The sequence below is a fragment of the Microbacterium oxydans genome, assembly GCF_900095745.1.
Classification (GTDB): Bacteria; Actinomycetota; Actinomycetes; order Actinomycetales; family Microbacteriaceae; genus Microbacterium; species Microbacterium oxydans_B.
The window spans coordinates 492,627-509,872 of sequence record NZ_FMIR01000017.1 but is presented as its reverse complement, the minus strand read 5'-3'; the positions used below and the strand labels follow the sequence as shown (position 1 = coordinate 509,872).

Genomic DNA, 17,246 nt, shown 5'->3' with positions numbered 1-17,246 from the left:
GTGCGGCGGGAGGTGGGGTTGTCGTCGGGGGCGTGGTTGCCGGCGCGGTGGCCTGCGCTGCGGGAGGCGTTGGTGGACGGGACGATCGGGGTCGCGGGGCTGTTGGCGGCGATCGGGCCGATCGAGCAGGCCGGGGCCCGGATCGGGACGGGCGACCGGTTACGGGCGGATGCGGAGTTGGCCGCGTACGCGCGCGGCTTTGCGGTTGCGGATGCGGAACCGGATGCTGGTGGGGATGTTGGACCGGCGGCGACGCCGGAGGATCTGCGGTTGTTGGCGCAGGTGATCGTGCAGTATCTCGACCCCGACGGCGCGGAACCCGCGGACGACATCGCGATGCGGGTGCGGGGGCTGACGCTCGGGCGGGCGAAAGACGGGGTCATCCCGATCCGGGGCAGGCTGCTGCCGGAGGTTGCGGGACAGTTGCAGCGCCTGTTCGACGCGTATCTGAACCCGAAAGTCGACGGACCACCCGCCCCCGGAGTCGAGTTCCGGCCGACGGGGGAGACGAACTCGGAAACGAACTCGGAGACGAACTCGGACACCCTCGATGACGCGGGTATGGACGACGATGTCCTCCCGTCCGGTGACCCGGGACGGATGGTCGACCCGCGCTCACGGTCGCAGAAGCAGCACGACACCCTCGCCGCGATCCTCGGCATCGCCGCCCGCCACGACGACACCCCACGCCTGGGCGGCGGTGCACCCACCCTGATCGTGTCCATCACCGCAGACGACTACACGTCCGCTCGCGGCTGGGCGCACGTCGACGGCATCGACACCCCCGTCCCCACCCGCGTCGCCGCGCACACCGCGTGCGCGGGCGGGGTGCAACGGGTGCTGTTCGACCCGCACGGGCGGATCATCGGCATCAGCACCACCGACCGGATCTTCACCGTCCACCAGCGCCGCGCGATCACCCTCCGCGACCGCGAGTGCCTCATCCCCGGCTGTCATGTCCCCGCGACCTGGTGTGAGATCCACCACGTCACCGAACACGCCCGCGGCGGCCCCACCCATACCGACAACGGTGTTGCCCTCTGCTGGCACCACCACCGCACCCTCGACACCAGCGGATGGGAGATCCGGATGCGCCACGGCACACCCCACGTCCGCGGACCCGCCTGGTGGGACCCCGCCAGACGATGGCGCACACCACAACCCGCGACACCACGACCCGCGACACCACGACCCGCGACACCACGACCCGCGACACCACGACCCGCGACACCACGACCCGCGACACCCCGGACGGCGACGCCGCGAACAACGACGCCACGGACGACGACGCCGCGAACAACGACGCCACGACACGAAACGCGTTCTGTTCCGCTGCGGGTGTGGCACTCGGCTGCGAGTGGGATGAAGCGTCAGGCGACCTAGTGCGCGAGGAGTGACACCGCGACGATGGTGAGGGATACGGCCCCGAAAGCGGTGGCGAGCATCGTCAACGCGAGCAGCATCCCGCCTCCGGGCAGAGCAGCGGTCGAGGGCCCCGGGGCATTCGCGGAGTGCAGCGCGGCCGTCGTCTGCAGCTGTCGGCGCCGAGCCGCCAGCCAGAACGCGCATGCAGCGCCGATGCCGACCACTCCCGGCGCGAGCCCCCACGCCGCGGCGTCGGACGGCAGCAGGAGGGGGAAGATCCGCAGGGAGACGACCGAGCCGATCGCGACGGCGAGCGCAGTTCGCCGCCACGCGAGTTCCGTGCGCTCCGGCTGCAGTCCCGGATCGAACGGACCCGAGACGAGTGACCCCGGGGGGATGCGCCCCTGACCGGTCACCGCCAGAGCACCCCGGCCAGCACCAGCAGGCCCACCACCGTCACGACGACCGCGAGCACGATCGCAGAGAAGGCTCCGGGCAGTGGGCGCGACTGGCGCAGAGCGCGCTCCGCACGCATCCACTCCCACCAGGCGAGGGGCGCGACCGCCGTGCCGGTGATCATCAGCAGCAGTGAGGCTGCGAGACGGAACCCGGCATGCAGATCGAGGCCCAGTACTTCGAGGGCGACGCCACCCGCGATCAGCGCGAGTCCGGTGCGGGTCCAGGCGAGGAATGTGCGCTCGTTCGCCAGGGAGAAACGCGGATCGGGTTCTTCTCCGATGCCGTACACCGAGGCGGGAAAACGTCGCATCGCCTCATCGTAGCGGCGGGGTGCGGCGATCGCGGGGGAGCGGCCTTCGTCAGGAGATCGTGATCTCGAACCCGGTCGCGGTGGGGGTCACGGCCACCTGCGAGAGATTTGCGACCAGGACGGTCGGGTTGTGTGCTGCCGCGTGCTTCCCGACACCGACGACCCGCATGCCGGCCGCGAGACCCGCTTGGATTCCTGCGCCGGAGTCCTCGAACACGACGCAGTCCGCTGGGTCGATCCCCAGCAGACCCGCGGCGCGGACGAACCCCTCGGGATCGGGCTTGGAGGCGGACACGTCTTCGGCGGTCACGCTGTGCTCGGGGACGGTGAGCCCGGCGGCCTGCATCCGTGCGGTCATGAGAGCGACGTTGGCGGACGTGACGATCGCGTGCGGGAAGGGCTGCAGCGCTTCGAGCAGCGCGCGTGCGCCCGGGATCTCGATCACCCCGTCGACATCACCCGCCTCCGTGGCGAGCATGATCTCGTTCTCGTGGAGGTTGATGGCATGGTCGCGCTCGGGCAGCATGATCGCCATGCTCTGGTGGCCCTGGCGGCCGTGCACGACGCGGAGCACCGTCTCGGGGTCGATGCCGTGCGGCTCGGCCCAGGCGAGCCAGAGCCGCTCCACGACGGCTGTCGAATCGACGAGGGTCCCGTCCATGTCGAGAAGGACGGCGCGGGCGGCGAGAGTCTGAGGCACCCCTCCAGGCTAGTGCGGGCCGGATCGGATGCCGCCGACTCCTATGATGTGCACCGGGAGGCACGGACGATGAATGCGCTCGCGAAGAGAGTCGTGCAGGTGCTGCGGCAGGTGCGGGGTCCGGAGACGGCGGATGCCGTGTTCGAGGCGACTGCGCTGATCGTCGGCGCCGGCTTCCTCGTGATCGGCTTCGTCGTCGCGCTCCCGGTGTTCTGGGGGCATGAGCTGGCGATCAGCGGCAGCGGTTCGATCGGTGTGTTCGCGGCGTTCGGCGGAGCGATCACTGCGGCCATCGCCTTCGCCCTCGGGCGCTTCGCGGTGCGGCCAGAACAGGTGGATCCGGGCGCCGTCCGCGACGGCTTCACCGTGCCGGGAGACCGATTGCGCTGGTACGACCTCGCCGCCATCGCGTTCGCGCACGCCGCGATCGCCTACCTGGGCTGGCTCGGCATCGCGGAGCTTCTCGAACGGAGCTTCACGGATGCGCCGGTGTTCGCCTTCCCCGGCGCGGTACTGGTGGCGGTCGCCTTCGCCCTGACCGGCTACGTCTGCTTTCTCAGCGCGGTGGCCCTCACGCCCATGGTCCTCTCACTCGTACTCGCGGTCTTCCTCGTCGTCGGCGCCTTCGCCAGCATGCTCGCCTCCAGCGATGTGCACTGGTGGCGCGACAACCTGTCGGCGCTGGGGATGAGCAGCAACAGCTCGTCCGTCGCCTTCAACGCGACGCTGATCATCGCCGGGGTCATGGTGACGACCATCTCCCGGTATGCGACGGCCGGCCTCCCCGCCGATGATCCCGCCGACCGTCGCGGACGGTTCGTGGTGCGCGGGGGTCTGATCCTCCTGGGGATCTTCCTCGCCTGCGTCGGGCTGTTCCCCGTCGACGAGTTCTTCCTCCTGCACAACACCGTCGCGACCGGCATGACCGTCGTGTTCGGTGTCGTCGTGGTGGGGCTGCCGTGGCTCCTGCCCAGCATTCCGAAGGTGTTCGTGGGCTTCGGCTGGGCGTTCGTGCTGGTGATCATCCTGTTGGCCGCGTTCTTCGCGGTCGGCTATTACAACCTCACAGCCGTCGAACTCATCGCGGCGGTGCTGATCTTCAGCTGGATCATCGTCTTCCTGCGCACGGCGGGCTCGATCGGAGCAGTGCCGCCCGCCCACGCCGACGAGGTCGGGGAGGCGCTCACCGCAGGCTGACAGGGTCTTCCCGTCGTCTGCGCTGCGTGATCAGTCGCGGAGCTCTTGCATCGCCTCGCGCGTGCGACGCAGAGCGTCCACGGTCTCGTTGAACCTCCGCTTGGCGACCCCGACGAACAGACAATCCACGAGCGTGAGCTGTGCGATGCGACTGACCATCGCGCCCGCGCGGAACGACGACTCCCGCACCTCGGTGAACAGGGCGTGGTCGGCTGCCCGGGCGAGCGGTGAGTCCTTCGCCGAGGTCACCGCGATCGTCGCCGCTCCGTTCCGGCGCGCGGTCTCGAGGAAGCGCACCGTCTCGATCGTGGCGCCGGAGTGCGAGAACCCGATCGCGACCGTCGGTGCCGTCTGCAGCACGGTGGCGGCGACGGCCTCATGCGGGTCGGCGAGCACGTGGGCGTTGCGCCCGACGCGGAGGAGCTTGTGCGCGAGGTCCTCGGCGACGAACTGGCTGGCGCCGATTCCGTAGAGGAGGATGCGGTCGGCGCCGTCGATCGCGGTGATCGCGGCCTCGAGCACGTCGAAGTCGAGCCGGGCGACCGTCTCCTCGATCGCCAGTAGTTCGAGGGCCGCGAGCTTCGACACGGCCTCCTGCAGAGTGTCCGCATCGGAGATCTCCGACCCGAAGGCGCCCCGGGCGGAGAACTGCGCGGCCTCCTTGCCGAGCTCGGTCGCCAGAGCCATCCGCAGCGCGGCGTAGCCGCTGAAACCGATCGCCCGGCAGAAGCGCACCACGGATGCCACCGACGTCCGGCACTCCTGGGCCAGCTCGTTGATCGTCATGTCGATCACGATCGACGGCTGTTCCCGGATCGCCGCCGCGATGCGGGAGAGCGAAGGTGGCAACGTGGAAGCCGCGGCCTCGATGGTCGATTGGATGCTCACGCGGCCCTCCGGTCGTACGGGTTCCGGGATGTCCCGCGAACGCAGCAGCGGGATGGTAAATTCTTTCCGATGATTCTACTTCGTATGTAGTCTCTTTCCATAGCTCTGCGACCGCGTCCGTGAGGAGAACCGATGCACGACCATCCGATCGCCTGCGTCGACCTCGGCAAATCCCGCTGCCGCATCACGATCAGCGGTGACGACGGGCGGAGGGAACGATCCGGCGTCGGAGCCCCCGGTCTCGCGGCGGCCGACGGCGTCAGCGCAGCGTTCGACGCGATCATGCCCCTGCTCGAAGGCGTCTCCGGTCTGGAACGGATCGGCGTCGGGGCCGCCGGGGCCTGGCTCGCGCCGGAAGCCGCCCGCGAGCTGGCCGAACGACTCGCCGTCGCGACGGCTGCGCGCACCGTGGTGGCCTCCGATGTGGTCACCGCCCACGCGGGAGCGCTCGACGGCGGAACCGGCGTGCTCCTCATCGCGGGGACCGGCGCCGCCGCCCTCGGCATCGACGGCGACGGCGCACGACTCGTCGACGGCTGGGGTCCCGAACTCGGCGACTTCGGCAGCGGCTCCTGGCTCGGACGCGAGGCGCTGCGCGCGGTGCTGCGTGCCGCGGACGGACTCGCTGCGCAGACCGGCCTCACCGACGCGATCGCGGGTCCGGTGGGCGCCGTGTCCGACATCCAGGAGTGGATCGCCCGGAGTGAGCCGTTGCCACGGCGCCTCGCGACGCTGGCGCCTCTCGTCCTCGACGCGGCGGAGGCCGGTGACGACGTCGCCCTCCAGATCTCGACGGAAGCAGTCCACCTGCTCACCGCCACGGCTGTCGCCGCTTCCTCACTGGCAAGCGACGTCGCACTGCATGGCGGCCTCACCGGCCATGACTGGTTCCGCGTCTCCCTCACCTCCTCGCTGCACGCTGCCGGTCGCCGGGTGATCCCCGCGGTCGGCGATGCCCTCGACGGTGCGCTGCTGATCGCACGCCGCACCGACCTCCCTCACGAAAGGTTCGTCCACCGTGCCGAATGACGACTCGCGTCTCGCCTCCCTCCTCTCCGTGCTCGAAGGCCTCGGCACCGAGGCGTCCACGACCGAGCGCGGGGATCTCGACCTGTTGAGCACGGCCGAGCTCGTGCGTCGGATGAACGCCGAGGACCGTCGGGTCCCCGAGGCGGTCGCCGAACGGGCGGACGAGATCGCGACGGTCGTCGACGCGATCACGGAGCGGTTCCGGCGCGGCGGTCGGCTCATCTACATCGGGGCCGGCACGGCGGGACGCATCGGCGTGCTCGATGCCAGCGAATGCCCGCCCACCTTCGGCACGGATCCGTCGATGGTGGTCGGGCTGATCGCCGGCGGAGAGATCGCGATCCGCTCCGCCGTGGAGAACGCGGAGGACGACGCGGAGGCGGCAGGCGAGTCCCTCCGCGAACTCGGACTCTCCGCCGACGACACGGTGGTCGGCATCTCGGCCTCCGGACGCACGCCCTATGTCGTCGGCGGGCTGAACTACGCCCGCAGCGTCGGCGCGTTCACGGCGGCGATCGCCTCGAACGCGGACTCCGAGATCGGGGCCGCGGCCGAGGTCGCCATCGAGGTCGTGACCGGGCCGGAGTTCATCTCCGGGTCGACGAGGCTCAAGGCCGGCACCGCGCAGAAGCTCGTCGTGAACATGCTCACGACCCTGTCCATGATCAAGCTCGGCAAGACCTACCGCGGGGTGATGGTGGACCTCCTCGCCACGAACGAGAAGCTCCACGCCCGTTCCGTCCGCACCGTGTCGCAGCTCGCGGGCGTCGACATCGACGTCGCGGCCGCCGCGCTGCAGGGGGCTGACGGCTCGGTGAAGCGCGCGCTGCTGATGCTGGCGGTCGATGCCACTCCGCAAGACGCGGCGGCTGCGCTCGACGAGGCCGACGGGGTGCTCCGCGACGCGATCGCCGCTCTCGCCTGACTCGGAGGAGCCGTGCGGTCAACCGCTCAATAGGATGCGGGTGTGGATGATCTCGTGCCGGCGGCGCCCTGGCTGCTGACGGCGGCGGCGGTCATCGCGGCGGCGGCGTCCCTCGCTGCGGGACGAGCGGTTCCGTGGCAGGGTCGCCAGGTGGTCCTGGTGATGGCTGCGGCGATGCTGGTGACGGCGATCACGGACGGTGCGCCGACGGTGGGACTCGTGCTCGGGGCTGTGCTGCTGCTCTCGGCCATGCTCGGCACCGTGGGTGTCCGCGGCACGAGGGACGCTGCCGGGTGCTTCCGCCGAGCTCTCGTCGCGCTGCTCCTCGCCGTCTGCTCGTTCGAGAGCGTGGCGACGGGTACGGCGCCTGATCCGGGATCGCACGGGGGACACGGCGGGCTCTCGGGGCTGATGGCGGTGCTCGTGGTCGCCGGGGTGATCGGCGTCGTGCTGTGGAACGTCATCGAATCCTGGATCGTCGAGCCCGTGCATCACGGTCGCGTCGCGCGGTTCGTGATGATCGAGTCGTGGGCGCTCGCGGCCGGTGCCGTCGTGATGTGCCTCGGCACATGAGCGTGCCCGCGGACCCGCGGGAGTCGGTCCGGTAGCGTGGCCGGATGCCCCTCGCCCTGATCACCGGCGCCGCCCGCGCGAACAGCATCGCCGCCGGCATCGTTCCGCGCCTGCGCGCGGCCGGCTGGACCGTCGTGACCAGCGACCTCCGCGACGCCGACCACCCCGCCGACCTGTCGACCCCGGATGGGCCCGAAGCTCTGGTCGCCGAGGTCGTGGCGGCGCACGGTCCGATCTCCGCGCTCATCCTCAGCCATGCGCACGACGTGCAATCCGGCATCCTCGACACCACGGCCGAGAGCTTCGACCTGCACGTCGCTGTGAACGCACGGGCGAGCCTGCTGCTGATCGCGGCATTCGCGCGGCAGGTCGGCGATGACGGGGGAGTGATCCTCGCCCTCACCAGCGACCACGTGACGGGAAATCTGCCGTACGGCGCTTCCAAGGGCGCTCTCGATCGGCTGGTCATCTCGGCAGCCCGCGAGTTGGGGCCGCGCGGCATCTCGGCGAACGTGCTGAACCCCGGGCCGATCGACACCGGCTGGATGGACGACGAGACGCGCACGGGACTGGCCGGGATGACGCCGCTCGGGCGGCTCGGGCAGCCCGCCGACGTGGCCGCGGTGGTGGAGTTCCTCGTGTCGGACGAGGGCCGCTGGATCTCGGGACAGCTGCTCAAGTCGGACGGGGCGTTCTCGGCGCAGTACTGACCAGGAGCGCTCTGACCGACTCCGGTCGATGCGCGCGCCGCCGATTCGGCTCGTCAACTCGCGGCTTGTACTCTGGTGGCATCCCCCGATCCACCCGGCACACTCGCGCGCCGGCGATCTCGGCGCGCGCTCACACATGCAAGGATGCAGATGAACGATTCCGCGGCACACCGCGACGACTGGGCTGAGAGCGAAGAGCTGGCGGAGCGGATGATCCCGCTCATCGGGGCGCTTCGACGCGAACACGATGTGGTCACCTCGCTGCACGGGCACCGACTGCTCGGACTCTCGGCGACGGGACTGGTCGAGGTGCACGAGCGCGTCGCCCAGCTCGGACACGAGCGGCTCCCGATCGAAGACACCCTCGCCGTACTGGAGGCGATCCACGCCCTCGCCCCCGGCGCCTCCTCCCTCGACGTCGCGCGTCTGGTCGCCGGGCACGCCGAGAGCGACCAGTCGCTGGAGAACTACCTCGCCGAGGAGCTCGCACCCGCCAGGGGAGCCGTCGCCGCCGAGCCCACCGACGTCGTGCTCTACGGCTTCGGACGCATCGGGCGCCTCCTCGCCCGCATCCTCATCGCCCACACCGGCGGCGGCAGCGGACTGCGGCTGCGTGCCATCGTCGTCCGCCGCGGTGCGGAGAACGACCTCGCGAAGCGCGCCTCGCTGCTGCTGCGTGATTCGGTGCACGGCCGCTTCGCCGGCTCTGTCACCGTCGACGAGGAGGCCGAGCAGATCATCGCGAACGGCACCCGCATCCAGGTGATCTACTCCGATGACCCGGCATCCATCGACTACACCGCCCACGGCATCCATGACGCGATCGTCGTCGACAACACCGGACGCTGGCGCGACGAGGAAGGCCTCTCGCAGCACCTGCGCTCGACGGGCGTCGCCCGCGTGCTGCTCACCGCGCCGGGGAAGAGCCCGCTCAAGAACATCGTGCACGGCATCAACGACGAGACGATCGCCGACTCCGACCGCATCCTCTCCGCGGCTTCCTGCACCACGAACGCCATCACGCCCGTCCTGGCCGCGATCGACGAGGCGTACGGCGTGGTCAAGGGCCACGTCGAGACGGTGCACTCGTTCACGAACGACCAGAACCTGATCGACAACTTCCACAAGGGCGACCGCCGCGGCCGCTCTGCGGTGCTCAACATGGTCATCACCGAGACCGGAGCCGCGAAGGCCGTCGCCAAGGCGCTGCCGCAGCTGGAGGGCAAGCTCACCGGCAGCTCGATCCGCGTGCCCACGCCCGACGTGTCGCTCGCGGTGCTGCACCTCACCATCGAGCGCCCGGCCACCAAGTACCAGGTCAACGACTACCTGCGCCGCGTCTCGCTGCACTCGAAGCTGCGCCAGCAGATCGACTACGTCGAGAGCCCCGACGTCGTCTCCACCGACTTCGTCGGCTCGCACCGCGCCGGCATCGTCGACGGTCTCGCCACGATCGCCGACGAGGACACCCTGATCCTCTACGTCTGGTACGACAACGAGTTCGGCTACTCGTGCCAGGTGATCCGCGTGCTCGAGGTCATGGCGGGCTCGCACCCGATCGTGCTGCCCGAGCGCCGCGAGGTGACGCTGCAGGGCTGAGGCTCCTCTGCGCCGCGTCGGTGGTGCCCGGCATGATGGGGGCATGAAGACCGCGACCCTGCTCGCCGAGCGCCTCCGATCACACCGTCTGAGCGCGCCGACGCGCACGGTGGCGGATGCGGCGCATCACATGCTCGCGGTGCAGAGTCAGGACTTCACCGCGGGTCGCTGGGCCCTCGCCGCGCGCACCCGCGGGCCGGTGCGTCTGCGCGATGTCGACCGTGCCTTCGACCGCGGCGACCTCGTGCGGGCGTGGACCATGCGCGGCACGCTGCACACGGTGCCGGCGCGGGACCTGGGGTGGATGCTCGAGGTCACCGCCGGCCGACAGCGACAGCAGGCGGCCTCCCGACATCGCGACCTGGGAATCGACGACGACATGGTCGCGACGGCGGCGCGAGCGCTCACGCCGCAGCTGCGCGACGGCGGCCGCACACGCGCCGAGATGTTCGAGATCCTCGAGGGCGTCGGCATCGACCCCACGGGGCAGCGCGGCATCCATCTGCTCTTCACCCTCACGATCGACGGCCTCATCTGTCAGGGACCCGTCGTCGCGCGGACGGGCATCACCCGAGACCAGCGGTTCGTGCTGGTCGACGAGCACATCCGCGAGCACACGCGCCCGGCCGACCCGCTCGCCGAGCTGTTCGTGCGGTACATCGACGGACACGGACCGGCGGGCGTCGCCGACTTCGCCTGGTGGTCGGGACTCACGCTCGGGCAGTCACGCGAGGCGGTCGAGCGTGCGGCCGGACGGGTCGACGAGGTCGACGAGGGGCTGTTCGTATCGCTTCACCGTCCGCGGCGCGCGACCGGCGCGGCGACGGTCCACGCCCTCGGTGCCTTCGACGAGTACTACATCTCCTACGCCGACCGCGCGACCGTGTGCGCGCCCGAGCACCTCGCGATCGTCGGTCCGGGCAAGAACGGCATGGTGCGCGCCACGCTGGTTGAGCAGGGACGCGTCATCGGATGCTGGACGCACGCGAGCGCGACCCGCGACCTGCCGCCGGAGCTGTTCGTGGAGCCCGCCGAGCCGGCAGCCGTGGAGGCCGCGCTGGCGCGATTCGCCCACTTCGCCGGCGACTGAGCGCGTCGCCGGCGAAGAAAGCGGTCACCGAGAGGCGAGCACGGCCTCCGCGGGGGCGGCGAGTGCGGCGATCTCGGGAGCCAGCGCGATGAGGCGCTCGTTGGCCTCGGGCTCGGCGACGGTCGCCCGGAGCCCCTCGCCCGGGAACGGTCGCACGAGCAGGCCGTGACGTTCCAACAGCTCGGCGGCAGCGGAGGTGGCATCACCGAGGGGAAGCCAGACGAAGTTGCCCTTGCTCTCGGGCAGCGTCAGACCGGCGGAGGTGAAGGCGGCGACGACGCGCTCCCGTTCGACGACGAGCTCGGCGACCCTGGCCTCGAGCTCGTCCTCGGCGGCGAGGGAGGCGATCGCGGCGGTCTGCGCCAGATCGGTCACGCCGAACGGGATCGCGACCTTGCGCAGCGCGATGCCGAGCTGCTCGGGGGCGATCGCGTAGCCGATGCGCATGCCGGCCAGGCCGTAGGCCTTCGAGAAGGTGTGCGCGACGGCGACGTTCGGGTAGCGGCGGAAGTACTCGATGCCGACGGGGGAGTCGTCGCGGTCGTTGAACTGCACGTACGCCTCGTCGATCACGACGACGATGTGCGACGGGACCTGGGCGAGGAACCGGTCGAGCTCGGCGTCGCCGATCGTGGTCCCGGTCGGGTTGTTGGGGTTGCACACCAGGATCAGGCGCGTGCGGTCGGTGATGGCCGCCCGCATCGCATCGAGGTCGTGCCGGTGGTCGTCCGTGAGGGGAACCATAACGGGCACGGCTCCGGCCGCGCGAGCGAGCATCGGATACGCCTCGAAGGACCGCCAGGCGAACAGGATCTCATCGCCCTCACCGGCCGTCGCGCGCATCAGCTGCGAGACGACCTCGACGGATCCGCTGCCGAGCACGACGTTCACCGCCTCGACGCCGAACCGCTCGCACAGCACCGCGGTGAGGGCGGTCGCCGCGGTCTCGGGGTAGCGGTTGATGTGCGCGAGCCGGTCGGCGATGGCCGCGGTCACCGACGGGAGCGGGGGATAGGGGTTCTCGTTCGACGACACCTTGAACACCGGTCCGGTGGTCTCCGCCTGCGACGCGGCCTTCCCCGGGGTGTATCCGGGGATCGCGTTCAGGTCCTCCCGCAGTCTCAGCTCCGACATCCGTTCCGCCTCTCTCATCATCCGCTCGTGCGGCACCCGTCCGTCCGTTTGACAGTGCCGGGCATCATCCATACTATCGCAATTGAATATATCGAATGTGGTCAATTCGGTCGATGAAGGCCGGAACGACGGAAGGAGCGGAGCGACGGTGCCCCAGTCTGCGGTGGATTCCCCGGAAGCGTCCCTCGCCCTGCGCGTGCGGGCGATGCGGTGGGAGGCGCGGGACGTGCTGTCCCTCGAACTCGACGACCCGACGGGCGCGCCCCTGCCCGCGTGGGAGCCCGGCGCGCACATCGACCTCCGCTTCGCGAACGGAGTGGAGCGCCAGTATTCGCTGTGCTCCGCCCCCGACGATCGCACTGCCTGGCGCGTCGCGATCCTCGCCGAGAGCCCGAGTCGCGGCGGGTCCCGCTACGTGCACCAGAGTCTCCGGGTCGGCGAGATCGTGACCGTCTCGGCCCCGATCAACCACTTCGCGCTCGCTCCCGCATCGGAGTACGTGTTCGTCGCGGGCGGCATCGGCATCACGCCGATCCTGCCGATGCTGGCCGAGGCCGTCCGCCGAGGGATCCCGTGGCGCCTGGCGTACCTCGGCTCGACGGAGGAGCGAATGGCGTTCCTCCGCCACCCCCAGCTGGCCGGGGGCGAGACGCTCCTGGTCCGTGGCGACGCCGACGAGCGACTCGACCTCGCCGCCTGGATCGGCGTCCCCTCCGCCGGGACCGCCGTGTACGCGTGCGGCCCCGAACGCATGCTGGATGCCCTCGAAGCGCTCAGCCTCGACTGGCCGCACGGCGCCTTGCATCTCGAGCGCTTCCAGCCGAAGACGTTCGGCGAGTCGCAGGGTGCCGACACCTTCGAGGTCGTGGCGACCAGGTCCGACCTCGTCGTCACTGTCGACCGCGGCTGCAGCATCCTCGAGATGCTCGAGAACGCCGGGATCGGGGTGCCGAGTTCCTGTCTCGAGGGTGTCTGCGGCACCTGCGAGACGGCCGTGATCGACGGCGCCCCCGAGCACCGGGACTCGATCCTCACCCCCGACGAGCGCGAGAGCAACGAGACGATGATGATCTGCGTGTCCCGCTCTCTCGGCGAGCGTCTCGTCCTCGACATCTGACCCCCGCACGAACGGAGCGAACATGGACACCGGAACCGCATACGGCCTACGCCTCGGGCAGCCACTCAACGAGCTCGCCCAGGTCGGCCCCGGCACCCCCTACGGCGAGGTGCTTCGCCGCTACTGGCACCCGGTCGCGAAGGTCGAGGATGCGACGACGCGCCCGATCTCGCTGCAGGTGCTGGGCGAGGAGCTCGTGCTCTTCCGCACCCGCAAGGGCAAGGCCGGCCTGCTGCACCCGCGCTGCATCCACCGCGGCGCCTCGTTGTTCTACGGCGGCGTCGAAGAGGAGGGCATCCGCTGCTGCTACCACGGGTGGGTGTTCGACACCGAGGGGCACTGCCTCGAGCAGCCGTGCGAGCCCGAGCTGGGCCTGCACCGCGACCGCGTGCGTCAGCCCTGGTATCCGGTCGAGGAGCAGTACGGCTTGATCTGGGCGTACCTGGGCCCGCCCGAGAAGAAGCCCGTGCTTCCGCGCTACGACACGCTGGAGGATCTCGCCGACGACGAGCAGCTGATCGTCAACGACCAGGGTGTGGGCGGCGGCGGACCCGCCCAGCTCGACTTCAACTGGCTGCAGCACTGGGAGAACGTGATGGACCCGTTCCACGTGCCGATCCTGCACGCGCGCTTCAGTGGCAACCAGTTCACGCCCGAGATGGCGCTCATCCCCGAGGTCAGCTACGAGTACACGCCGCTCGGCGTGCGCAGCATCCAGATGCGCGAGCTCGGCGACGGTCGTCAGCTGCGCCGCGTCACCGAGGTCATCTTCCCGAACCTGCGGGTCGTCGCCAGCCCGAAGCTCAGCTCGGGACAGACGAACATGATCGGCTGGGTCGTGCCGATGGACGACACGAACTTCCGCATCTTCACCGTGGCGCGTGACGCCGACCCCGACTTTCTCGCGAAGCTCCGCTCCACCCACGAGGGCAAGCCGTGGAAGGAGCTCACCGACCTCGAGCATCAGCGCCTCCCCGGTGACTACGAGGCGCAGAAGTCGCAGGGTGCCATCTCGCTGCACTCCGAGGATCACCTCACGACCACCGATCAGGGCATCGCGATGATCCGGCGGATGATGGCCAAGCAGCACCGCGCGGTCGCCGCCGGCGGCGACCCGGTGGGCGTGAGCTTCGACGAGGCGGAGCGGCTGGTGCGCATCGAGGGCGGCAACTACTTCGAGGGCGCGGCAGACGCGCCGCTGCTCGCCGACGCGGTGGACGACTGACATGGCGAAGTACACGGCGCGACCGCCGCGCGGAGACCGCCCGGTCCTCGTGCTGGGGATCAGCGACGTGTTCGTGATCGAGGGCGAGCCCTCGGTCCCGGTGAGCATGCACCACCTCTCCGCCTGGGGCCGGTGGGTTCGCGACGTCGCCATCCCTGACTCGGCGGCCCGGCGCCTGCACGAGCTGGCCGAGCACTTCGACATCGTCTGGGCATCGGAGTGGGGACACAACGCGCACACGGCGTTCCGCGGGCCGCTCGAGTTGCCGGAGGAGCCCTGGCCCTTCCTGCCCGTGCAGTTCGACAAGCTCGCGCACATCCGCCGCTATGCCGACGGTCTGCCGTGGGTCTGGGTCGACGATCCTCTGGTGGATCTCAGCGGGGAGCCGCCGGAGTGCGAGGACGGGATCGTCGTGCGGGTCGACCCCGCGGCCGGCATCCTCAGCCTCGACCTCGAGGATCTGCTGACACGGACGCGCGCGCTCGTCGAGCGGCGCGCGGGACAGAACGCGATGAACACCAGCGAGGAGCGACGATGAGCGCAGACGTCGCGATCATCGGCGGACGCGTGGTCACCGGCCTCGGTGAGGAGCTCGACGGCGGCACGGTGCTCGTGTCGGGCGGCCGCATCGAGGCGGTCGGTGTCGGGATCTCCGTGCCGGACGGTGCGCGGGTGATCGATGCCACGGGGTGCTGGGTCCTGCCCGGACTCATCGATCCGCACAGCCACATCGGCGTGCACGAGGAGGCGAACGGTCCCGCGGGCTTCGACGGCAGCGAGGTGTCGTCGCCGGTGACCGCCGGGGTGCGGGCGATCGACGCGATCAACATCGAGGACATCGCGTTCGCCGATGCGCTGGCCGGGGGCATCACGGCCGTGGTGGTGAAACCGGGGTCGGGGAATCCGATCGGCGGGCAGAGTGTGGCGATCAAGACCGCCGGCGGACGCTCGGTCGACGAGCAGGTGATCCGTGCGGCGCTCGGCATGAAATCGGCGCTCGGCGAGAATCCGAAGCAGGCTTACGGGGAGCGCAAGCAGCTGCCGTCGACCCGCCTCGGCATCGCGCTCGTCATCCGGCAGGCGCTCCTGGATGCGCGCGACTACGCCGACCGACGCGATCGCGCCCGCGCCGAGGGTGCACCGTTCGCGGTCGACCTGGGAAAGCAGGCGCTCACCGAGGCCCTCGACGGCACGCTCTCGTGGGAGCAGCACGCGCATCGGCACGACGACATCGCGACGGCGCTGCGCATCGCCGAGGAGTTCGGGCTGCGTCTCGTGCTCAACCACGGAACCGAGGCCCACAAGCTCGCCGTCGTGCTCGCGGAGCGCGATGTGCCCGTCATCTTCGGCCCCATCATGTCGAGCCGATCCAAGGTCGAGGTGCGCGAGGCCGACCCGGCGAACCTCGCGACCCTCGCCGCGGCGGGAGTGCGCGTCGCCCTGACCACCGATCATCCGGTGGTTCCCATCGGACTCCTCGCCCTGCAGGCCGCCGTCGCCGTACGCGCCGGCCTTCCCCGCGAGACCGCCATCGCCGCCATGACCTCGGCCGCGGCCGACATCGCCGGCATCGGCGATCGCGTCGGTGCGCTGGAGGTCGGCCGTGACGCGGATGTGGTTCTGTGGACCGGAGACCCGCTCGACGTCGCCTCGACCGTGCGGGAGGTGCTCATCGACGGACGGACCGTCTACACCGCGACGAAGGAGAACCCGTGACGCTGCGCGAAGATGCCGCCCACCTGCTGCCCGAGCTGGTGGATCTGCGGCGCCGCCTGCACCGCATCCCCGAGGTCGGTTTCGACCTGCCGCAGACGCAGGCCGTCGTGCTCGCGGAACTCGCCGGCCTCGGCCTCGAGATCACGACCGGCAGTGACCTGGGCTCGGTCACCGCGGTGCTGCGCGGGGCGGCGGACGGCCCGTCGGTGCTGCTGCGTGGCGACATGGATGCGCTGGCAATCGTCGAGGAGACCGGGCTGGAGTACGCGTCCGTGAACGGCGCCATGCACGCGTGCGGTCATGACCTCCATGTGGCCGGACTCGTCGGCGCCGCCCGGCTGCTCGCGGCACGGCGGGAGAGCATCGCGGGGTCCGTCGTCTTCATGTTCCAGCCGGGCGAGGAGGCCGGCGGAGGTGCGCCGCTGATGATCCGCGACGGCGTGCTCGACGCGGCCGGCGCGAGGGTCGAAGCGGCATACGGCATCCATGTCGGTCCGGGGGAGCGCGGCACGTTCCAACTCAAACCGGGCACGATCATGGCCGGTGCGAACGTGCTGAAGGTCACCGTGCACGGCCGGGGCGGCCACGGCTCCCGCCCGCATCAGGCGGTCGACCCGGTGCCCGCGATCGCCGAGATCGTGCTGGCGCTGCAGAGCTGGGTCACCCGGCGCGTCGACGTGTTCGACCCCGTGGTGCTCTCGGTGACGAAGCTGTTCGCGAGCGATGTCGTGAACGTGATCCCCGAGCAGGCCGGGCTCGCCGCGACGCTGCGCACGTTGTCCGAGGCCTCGATCGCACAGGCACAGGCGGAACTTCCGCTCCTCGTCGAGCGCATCGCGGCCGCGCACGGGTGCACGGCCGATGTCGAGGTGATCATCGGCTATCCGGTGACCGTCAACACGGCGCCCGAGACCGCGGCGGCGACGGCGGTGCTGTGGGAGGAGTTCGGCGACGATCGGGTCGAAGAGCTCGCCGTGCCCTGGATGGCCTCGGAGGACTTCTCGTTCGTGCTCCGCGAAGTGCCGGGGACCTTCCTGTTCCTGAGCGCGACGCCGCCGCACGTCGACCCGGACGACATCCCGATGAACCACTCGCCGCACGCGGTCTTCGACGATGCGGTGCTCGGCGATCAAGCCGCGGCGCTGGCCGCGCTCGCTCTCCGGCACGTGTCCCGCTAGGCGCGGGCGCGATCCGGTCGCGGTGCCGAGA

18 protein-coding genes are annotated in these 17,246 nt (G+C 70.5%); 13 read left to right on the top strand and 5 right to left on the bottom strand.

Annotation, left to right across the window (positions count from 1 at the left end; all coding sequences use genetic code 11):
- Nucleotides 1-1,383 (top strand): HNH endonuclease signature motif containing protein (locus BQ2383_RS12750; protein WP_140403354.1); only part of this gene is annotated, 1,383 nt, incomplete at its 5' end.
- Here BQ2383_RS12750 and BQ2383_RS12740 read toward each other — a convergent pair.
- Genes BQ2383_RS12740 through BQ2383_RS12730 form a run of 3 tightly spaced genes read right to left on the bottom strand, consistent with a single transcriptional unit; the run spans nucleotide 1,380 to nucleotide 2,834 of the window.
- Entirely contained in the window at nucleotides 1,380-1,781 is a 402-nt protein-coding gene (locus BQ2383_RS12740; protein ID WP_244176008.1) for a DUF202 domain-containing protein, read from the bottom strand. The two genes, BQ2383_RS12750 and BQ2383_RS12740, sit on opposite strands and share 4 nt — an antisense overlap.
- Nucleotides 1,778-2,134, bottom strand: a complete 357-nt coding sequence (locus BQ2383_RS12735; protein WP_091034463.1) for a YidH family protein — start codon at nucleotides 2,132-2,134, stop codon at nucleotides 1,778-1,780. The genes BQ2383_RS12740 and BQ2383_RS12735 overlap by 4 nt, the downstream gene beginning before the upstream one ends.
- A gap of 49 nt (nucleotides 2,135-2,183) precedes the next feature.
- Nucleotides 2,184-2,834 carry an HAD-IA family hydrolase gene (locus tag BQ2383_RS12730; protein WP_091034460.1) on the bottom strand — a complete coding sequence of 217 codons (651 nt, stop codon included), beginning with the start codon at nucleotides 2,832-2,834 and terminating at the stop codon, nucleotides 2,184-2,186.
- Nucleotides 2,835-2,903: 69 nt separating this feature from the next.
- On the opposite strand from BQ2383_RS12730, the gene BQ2383_RS12725 reads away from it, so the two are divergent.
- The gene (locus BQ2383_RS12725; protein WP_091034577.1) at nucleotides 2,904-4,031 is read left to right on the top strand and encodes a DUF998 domain-containing protein; all 1,128 of its coding nucleotides are present in this window, start codon (nucleotides 2,904-2,906) and stop codon (nucleotides 4,029-4,031) included.
- A gap of 30 nt (nucleotides 4,032-4,061) precedes the next feature.
- Here BQ2383_RS12725 and BQ2383_RS12720 read toward each other — a convergent pair whose 3' ends face one another.
- Nucleotides 4,062-4,919, bottom strand: a complete 858-nt coding sequence (locus BQ2383_RS12720; protein WP_091034458.1) for a MurR/RpiR family transcriptional regulator — start codon at nucleotides 4,917-4,919, stop codon at nucleotides 4,062-4,064.
- 132 nt (nucleotides 4,920-5,051) lie between these two features.
- On the opposite strand from BQ2383_RS12720, the gene BQ2383_RS12715 reads away from it, so the two are divergent.
- The 6 genes from BQ2383_RS12715 (at nucleotide 5,052) to BQ2383_RS12690 (ending at nucleotide 10,845) form a co-directional block, all read left to right on the top strand.
- Nucleotides 5,052-5,948 (top strand): N-acetylglucosamine kinase, encoded by an 897-nt coding sequence (locus tag BQ2383_RS12715; protein WP_091034455.1) that lies wholly within the window; start codon nucleotides 5,052-5,054, stop codon nucleotides 5,946-5,948.
- Nucleotides 5,938-6,873 carry an N-acetylmuramic acid 6-phosphate etherase gene (gene murQ / locus BQ2383_RS12710; protein ID WP_091034452.1) on the top strand — a complete coding sequence of 312 codons (936 nt, stop codon included), beginning with the start codon at nucleotides 5,938-5,940 and terminating at the stop codon, nucleotides 6,871-6,873. The genes BQ2383_RS12715 and murQ overlap by 11 nt, the downstream gene beginning before the upstream one ends.
- Before the next feature lie 42 nt (nucleotides 6,874-6,915).
- Nucleotides 6,916-7,446, top strand: a complete 531-nt coding sequence (locus tag BQ2383_RS12705) for a hypothetical protein (RefSeq protein WP_091034449.1) — start codon at nucleotides 6,916-6,918, stop codon at nucleotides 7,444-7,446.
- Between the two features lie 44 nt (nucleotides 7,447-7,490).
- Entirely contained in the window at nucleotides 7,491-8,156 is a 666-nt protein-coding gene (locus BQ2383_RS12700; protein ID WP_091034447.1) for an SDR family oxidoreductase, read from the top strand.
- 150 nt (nucleotides 8,157-8,306) lie between these two features.
- The gene (locus tag BQ2383_RS12695; protein WP_091034444.1) at nucleotides 8,307-9,755 is read left to right on the top strand and encodes a glyceraldehyde-3-phosphate dehydrogenase; all 1,449 of its coding nucleotides are present in this window, start codon (nucleotides 8,307-8,309) and stop codon (nucleotides 9,753-9,755) included.
- Between the two features lie 43 nt (nucleotides 9,756-9,798).
- Nucleotides 9,799-10,845 carry a winged helix DNA-binding domain-containing protein gene (locus BQ2383_RS12690; RefSeq protein WP_091034441.1) on the top strand — a complete coding sequence of 349 codons (1,047 nt, stop codon included), beginning with the start codon at nucleotides 9,799-9,801 and terminating at the stop codon, nucleotides 10,843-10,845.
- Between the two features lie 24 nt (nucleotides 10,846-10,869).
- Here BQ2383_RS12690 and hisC read toward each other — a convergent pair whose 3' ends face one another.
- The gene (gene hisC, locus BQ2383_RS12685) at nucleotides 10,870-11,979 is read right to left on the bottom strand and encodes a histidinol-phosphate transaminase (protein WP_091034439.1); all 1,110 of its coding nucleotides are present in this window, start codon (nucleotides 11,977-11,979) and stop codon (nucleotides 10,870-10,872) included.
- A 148-nt stretch (nucleotides 11,980-12,127) separates the two neighbouring features.
- On the opposite strand from hisC, the gene BQ2383_RS12680 reads away from it, so the two are divergent.
- The 5 genes from BQ2383_RS12680 to BQ2383_RS12660 are packed head-to-tail and all read left to right on the top strand — an operon-like array spanning nucleotide 12,128 to nucleotide 17,215.
- Nucleotides 12,128-13,096 carry a PDR/VanB family oxidoreductase gene (locus BQ2383_RS12680; protein ID WP_244176007.1) on the top strand — a complete coding sequence of 323 codons (969 nt, stop codon included), beginning with the start codon at nucleotides 12,128-12,130 and terminating at the stop codon, nucleotides 13,094-13,096.
- 22 nt (nucleotides 13,097-13,118) lie between these two features.
- Complete coding sequence (locus BQ2383_RS12675) at nucleotides 13,119-14,321, top strand: aromatic ring-hydroxylating dioxygenase subunit alpha (protein ID WP_091034436.1); 1,203 nt, start codon at nucleotides 13,119-13,121, stop codon at nucleotides 14,319-14,321.
- A gap of 1 nt (nucleotide 14,322) precedes the next feature.
- Nucleotides 14,323-14,859, top strand: coding sequence for a hypothetical protein (locus BQ2383_RS12670; RefSeq protein WP_091034433.1), 537 nt, complete (start codon nucleotides 14,323-14,325; stop codon nucleotides 14,857-14,859).
- Nucleotides 14,856-16,037, top strand: a complete 1,182-nt coding sequence (locus BQ2383_RS12665) for an amidohydrolase (RefSeq protein WP_091034428.1) — start codon at nucleotides 14,856-14,858, stop codon at nucleotides 16,035-16,037. Before BQ2383_RS12670 ends, BQ2383_RS12665 begins: the two co-directional genes overlap by 4 nt.
- Nucleotides 16,034-17,215: a M20 metallopeptidase family protein gene (locus BQ2383_RS12660; RefSeq protein ID WP_091034425.1), complete on the top strand. Its 1,182-nt coding sequence runs from the start codon at nucleotides 16,034-16,036 to the stop codon at nucleotides 17,213-17,215. The genes BQ2383_RS12665 and BQ2383_RS12660 overlap by 4 nt, the downstream gene beginning before the upstream one ends.
- Nucleotides 17,216-17,246 lie beyond the last annotated feature (31 nt).

Coding starts and splice junctions, on each gene's coding strand:
- hisC (WP_091034439.1), bottom strand. CDS start 11,979: ATGTCGGAGCTGAGACTGCGGGAGGACCTGAACGCGATCCCCGGATAC.
- BQ2383_RS12670 (WP_091034433.1), top strand. CDS start 14,323: ATGGCGAAGTACACGGCGCGACCGCCGCGCGGAGACCGCCCGGTCCTC.
- BQ2383_RS12665 (WP_091034428.1), top strand. CDS start 14,856: ATGAGCGCAGACGTCGCGATCATCGGCGGACGCGTGGTCACCGGCCTC.
- BQ2383_RS12695 (WP_091034444.1), top strand. CDS start 8,307: ATGAACGATTCCGCGGCACACCGCGACGACTGGGCTGAGAGCGAAGAG.
- BQ2383_RS12715 (WP_091034455.1), top strand. CDS start 5,052: ATGCACGACCATCCGATCGCCTGCGTCGACCTCGGCAAATCCCGCTGC.
- BQ2383_RS12725 (WP_091034577.1), top strand. CDS start 2,904: ATGAATGCGCTCGCGAAGAGAGTCGTGCAGGTGCTGCGGCAGGTGCGG.
- BQ2383_RS12735 (WP_091034463.1), bottom strand. CDS start 2,134: ATGCGACGTTTTCCCGCCTCGGTGTACGGCATCGGAGAAGAACCCGAT.
- BQ2383_RS12690 (WP_091034441.1), top strand. CDS start 9,799: ATGAAGACCGCGACCCTGCTCGCCGAGCGCCTCCGATCACACCGTCTG.
- BQ2383_RS12700 (WP_091034447.1), top strand. CDS start 7,491: ATGCCCCTCGCCCTGATCACCGGCGCCGCCCGCGCGAACAGCATCGCC.
- BQ2383_RS12675 (WP_091034436.1), top strand. CDS start 13,119: ATGGACACCGGAACCGCATACGGCCTACGCCTCGGGCAGCCACTCAAC.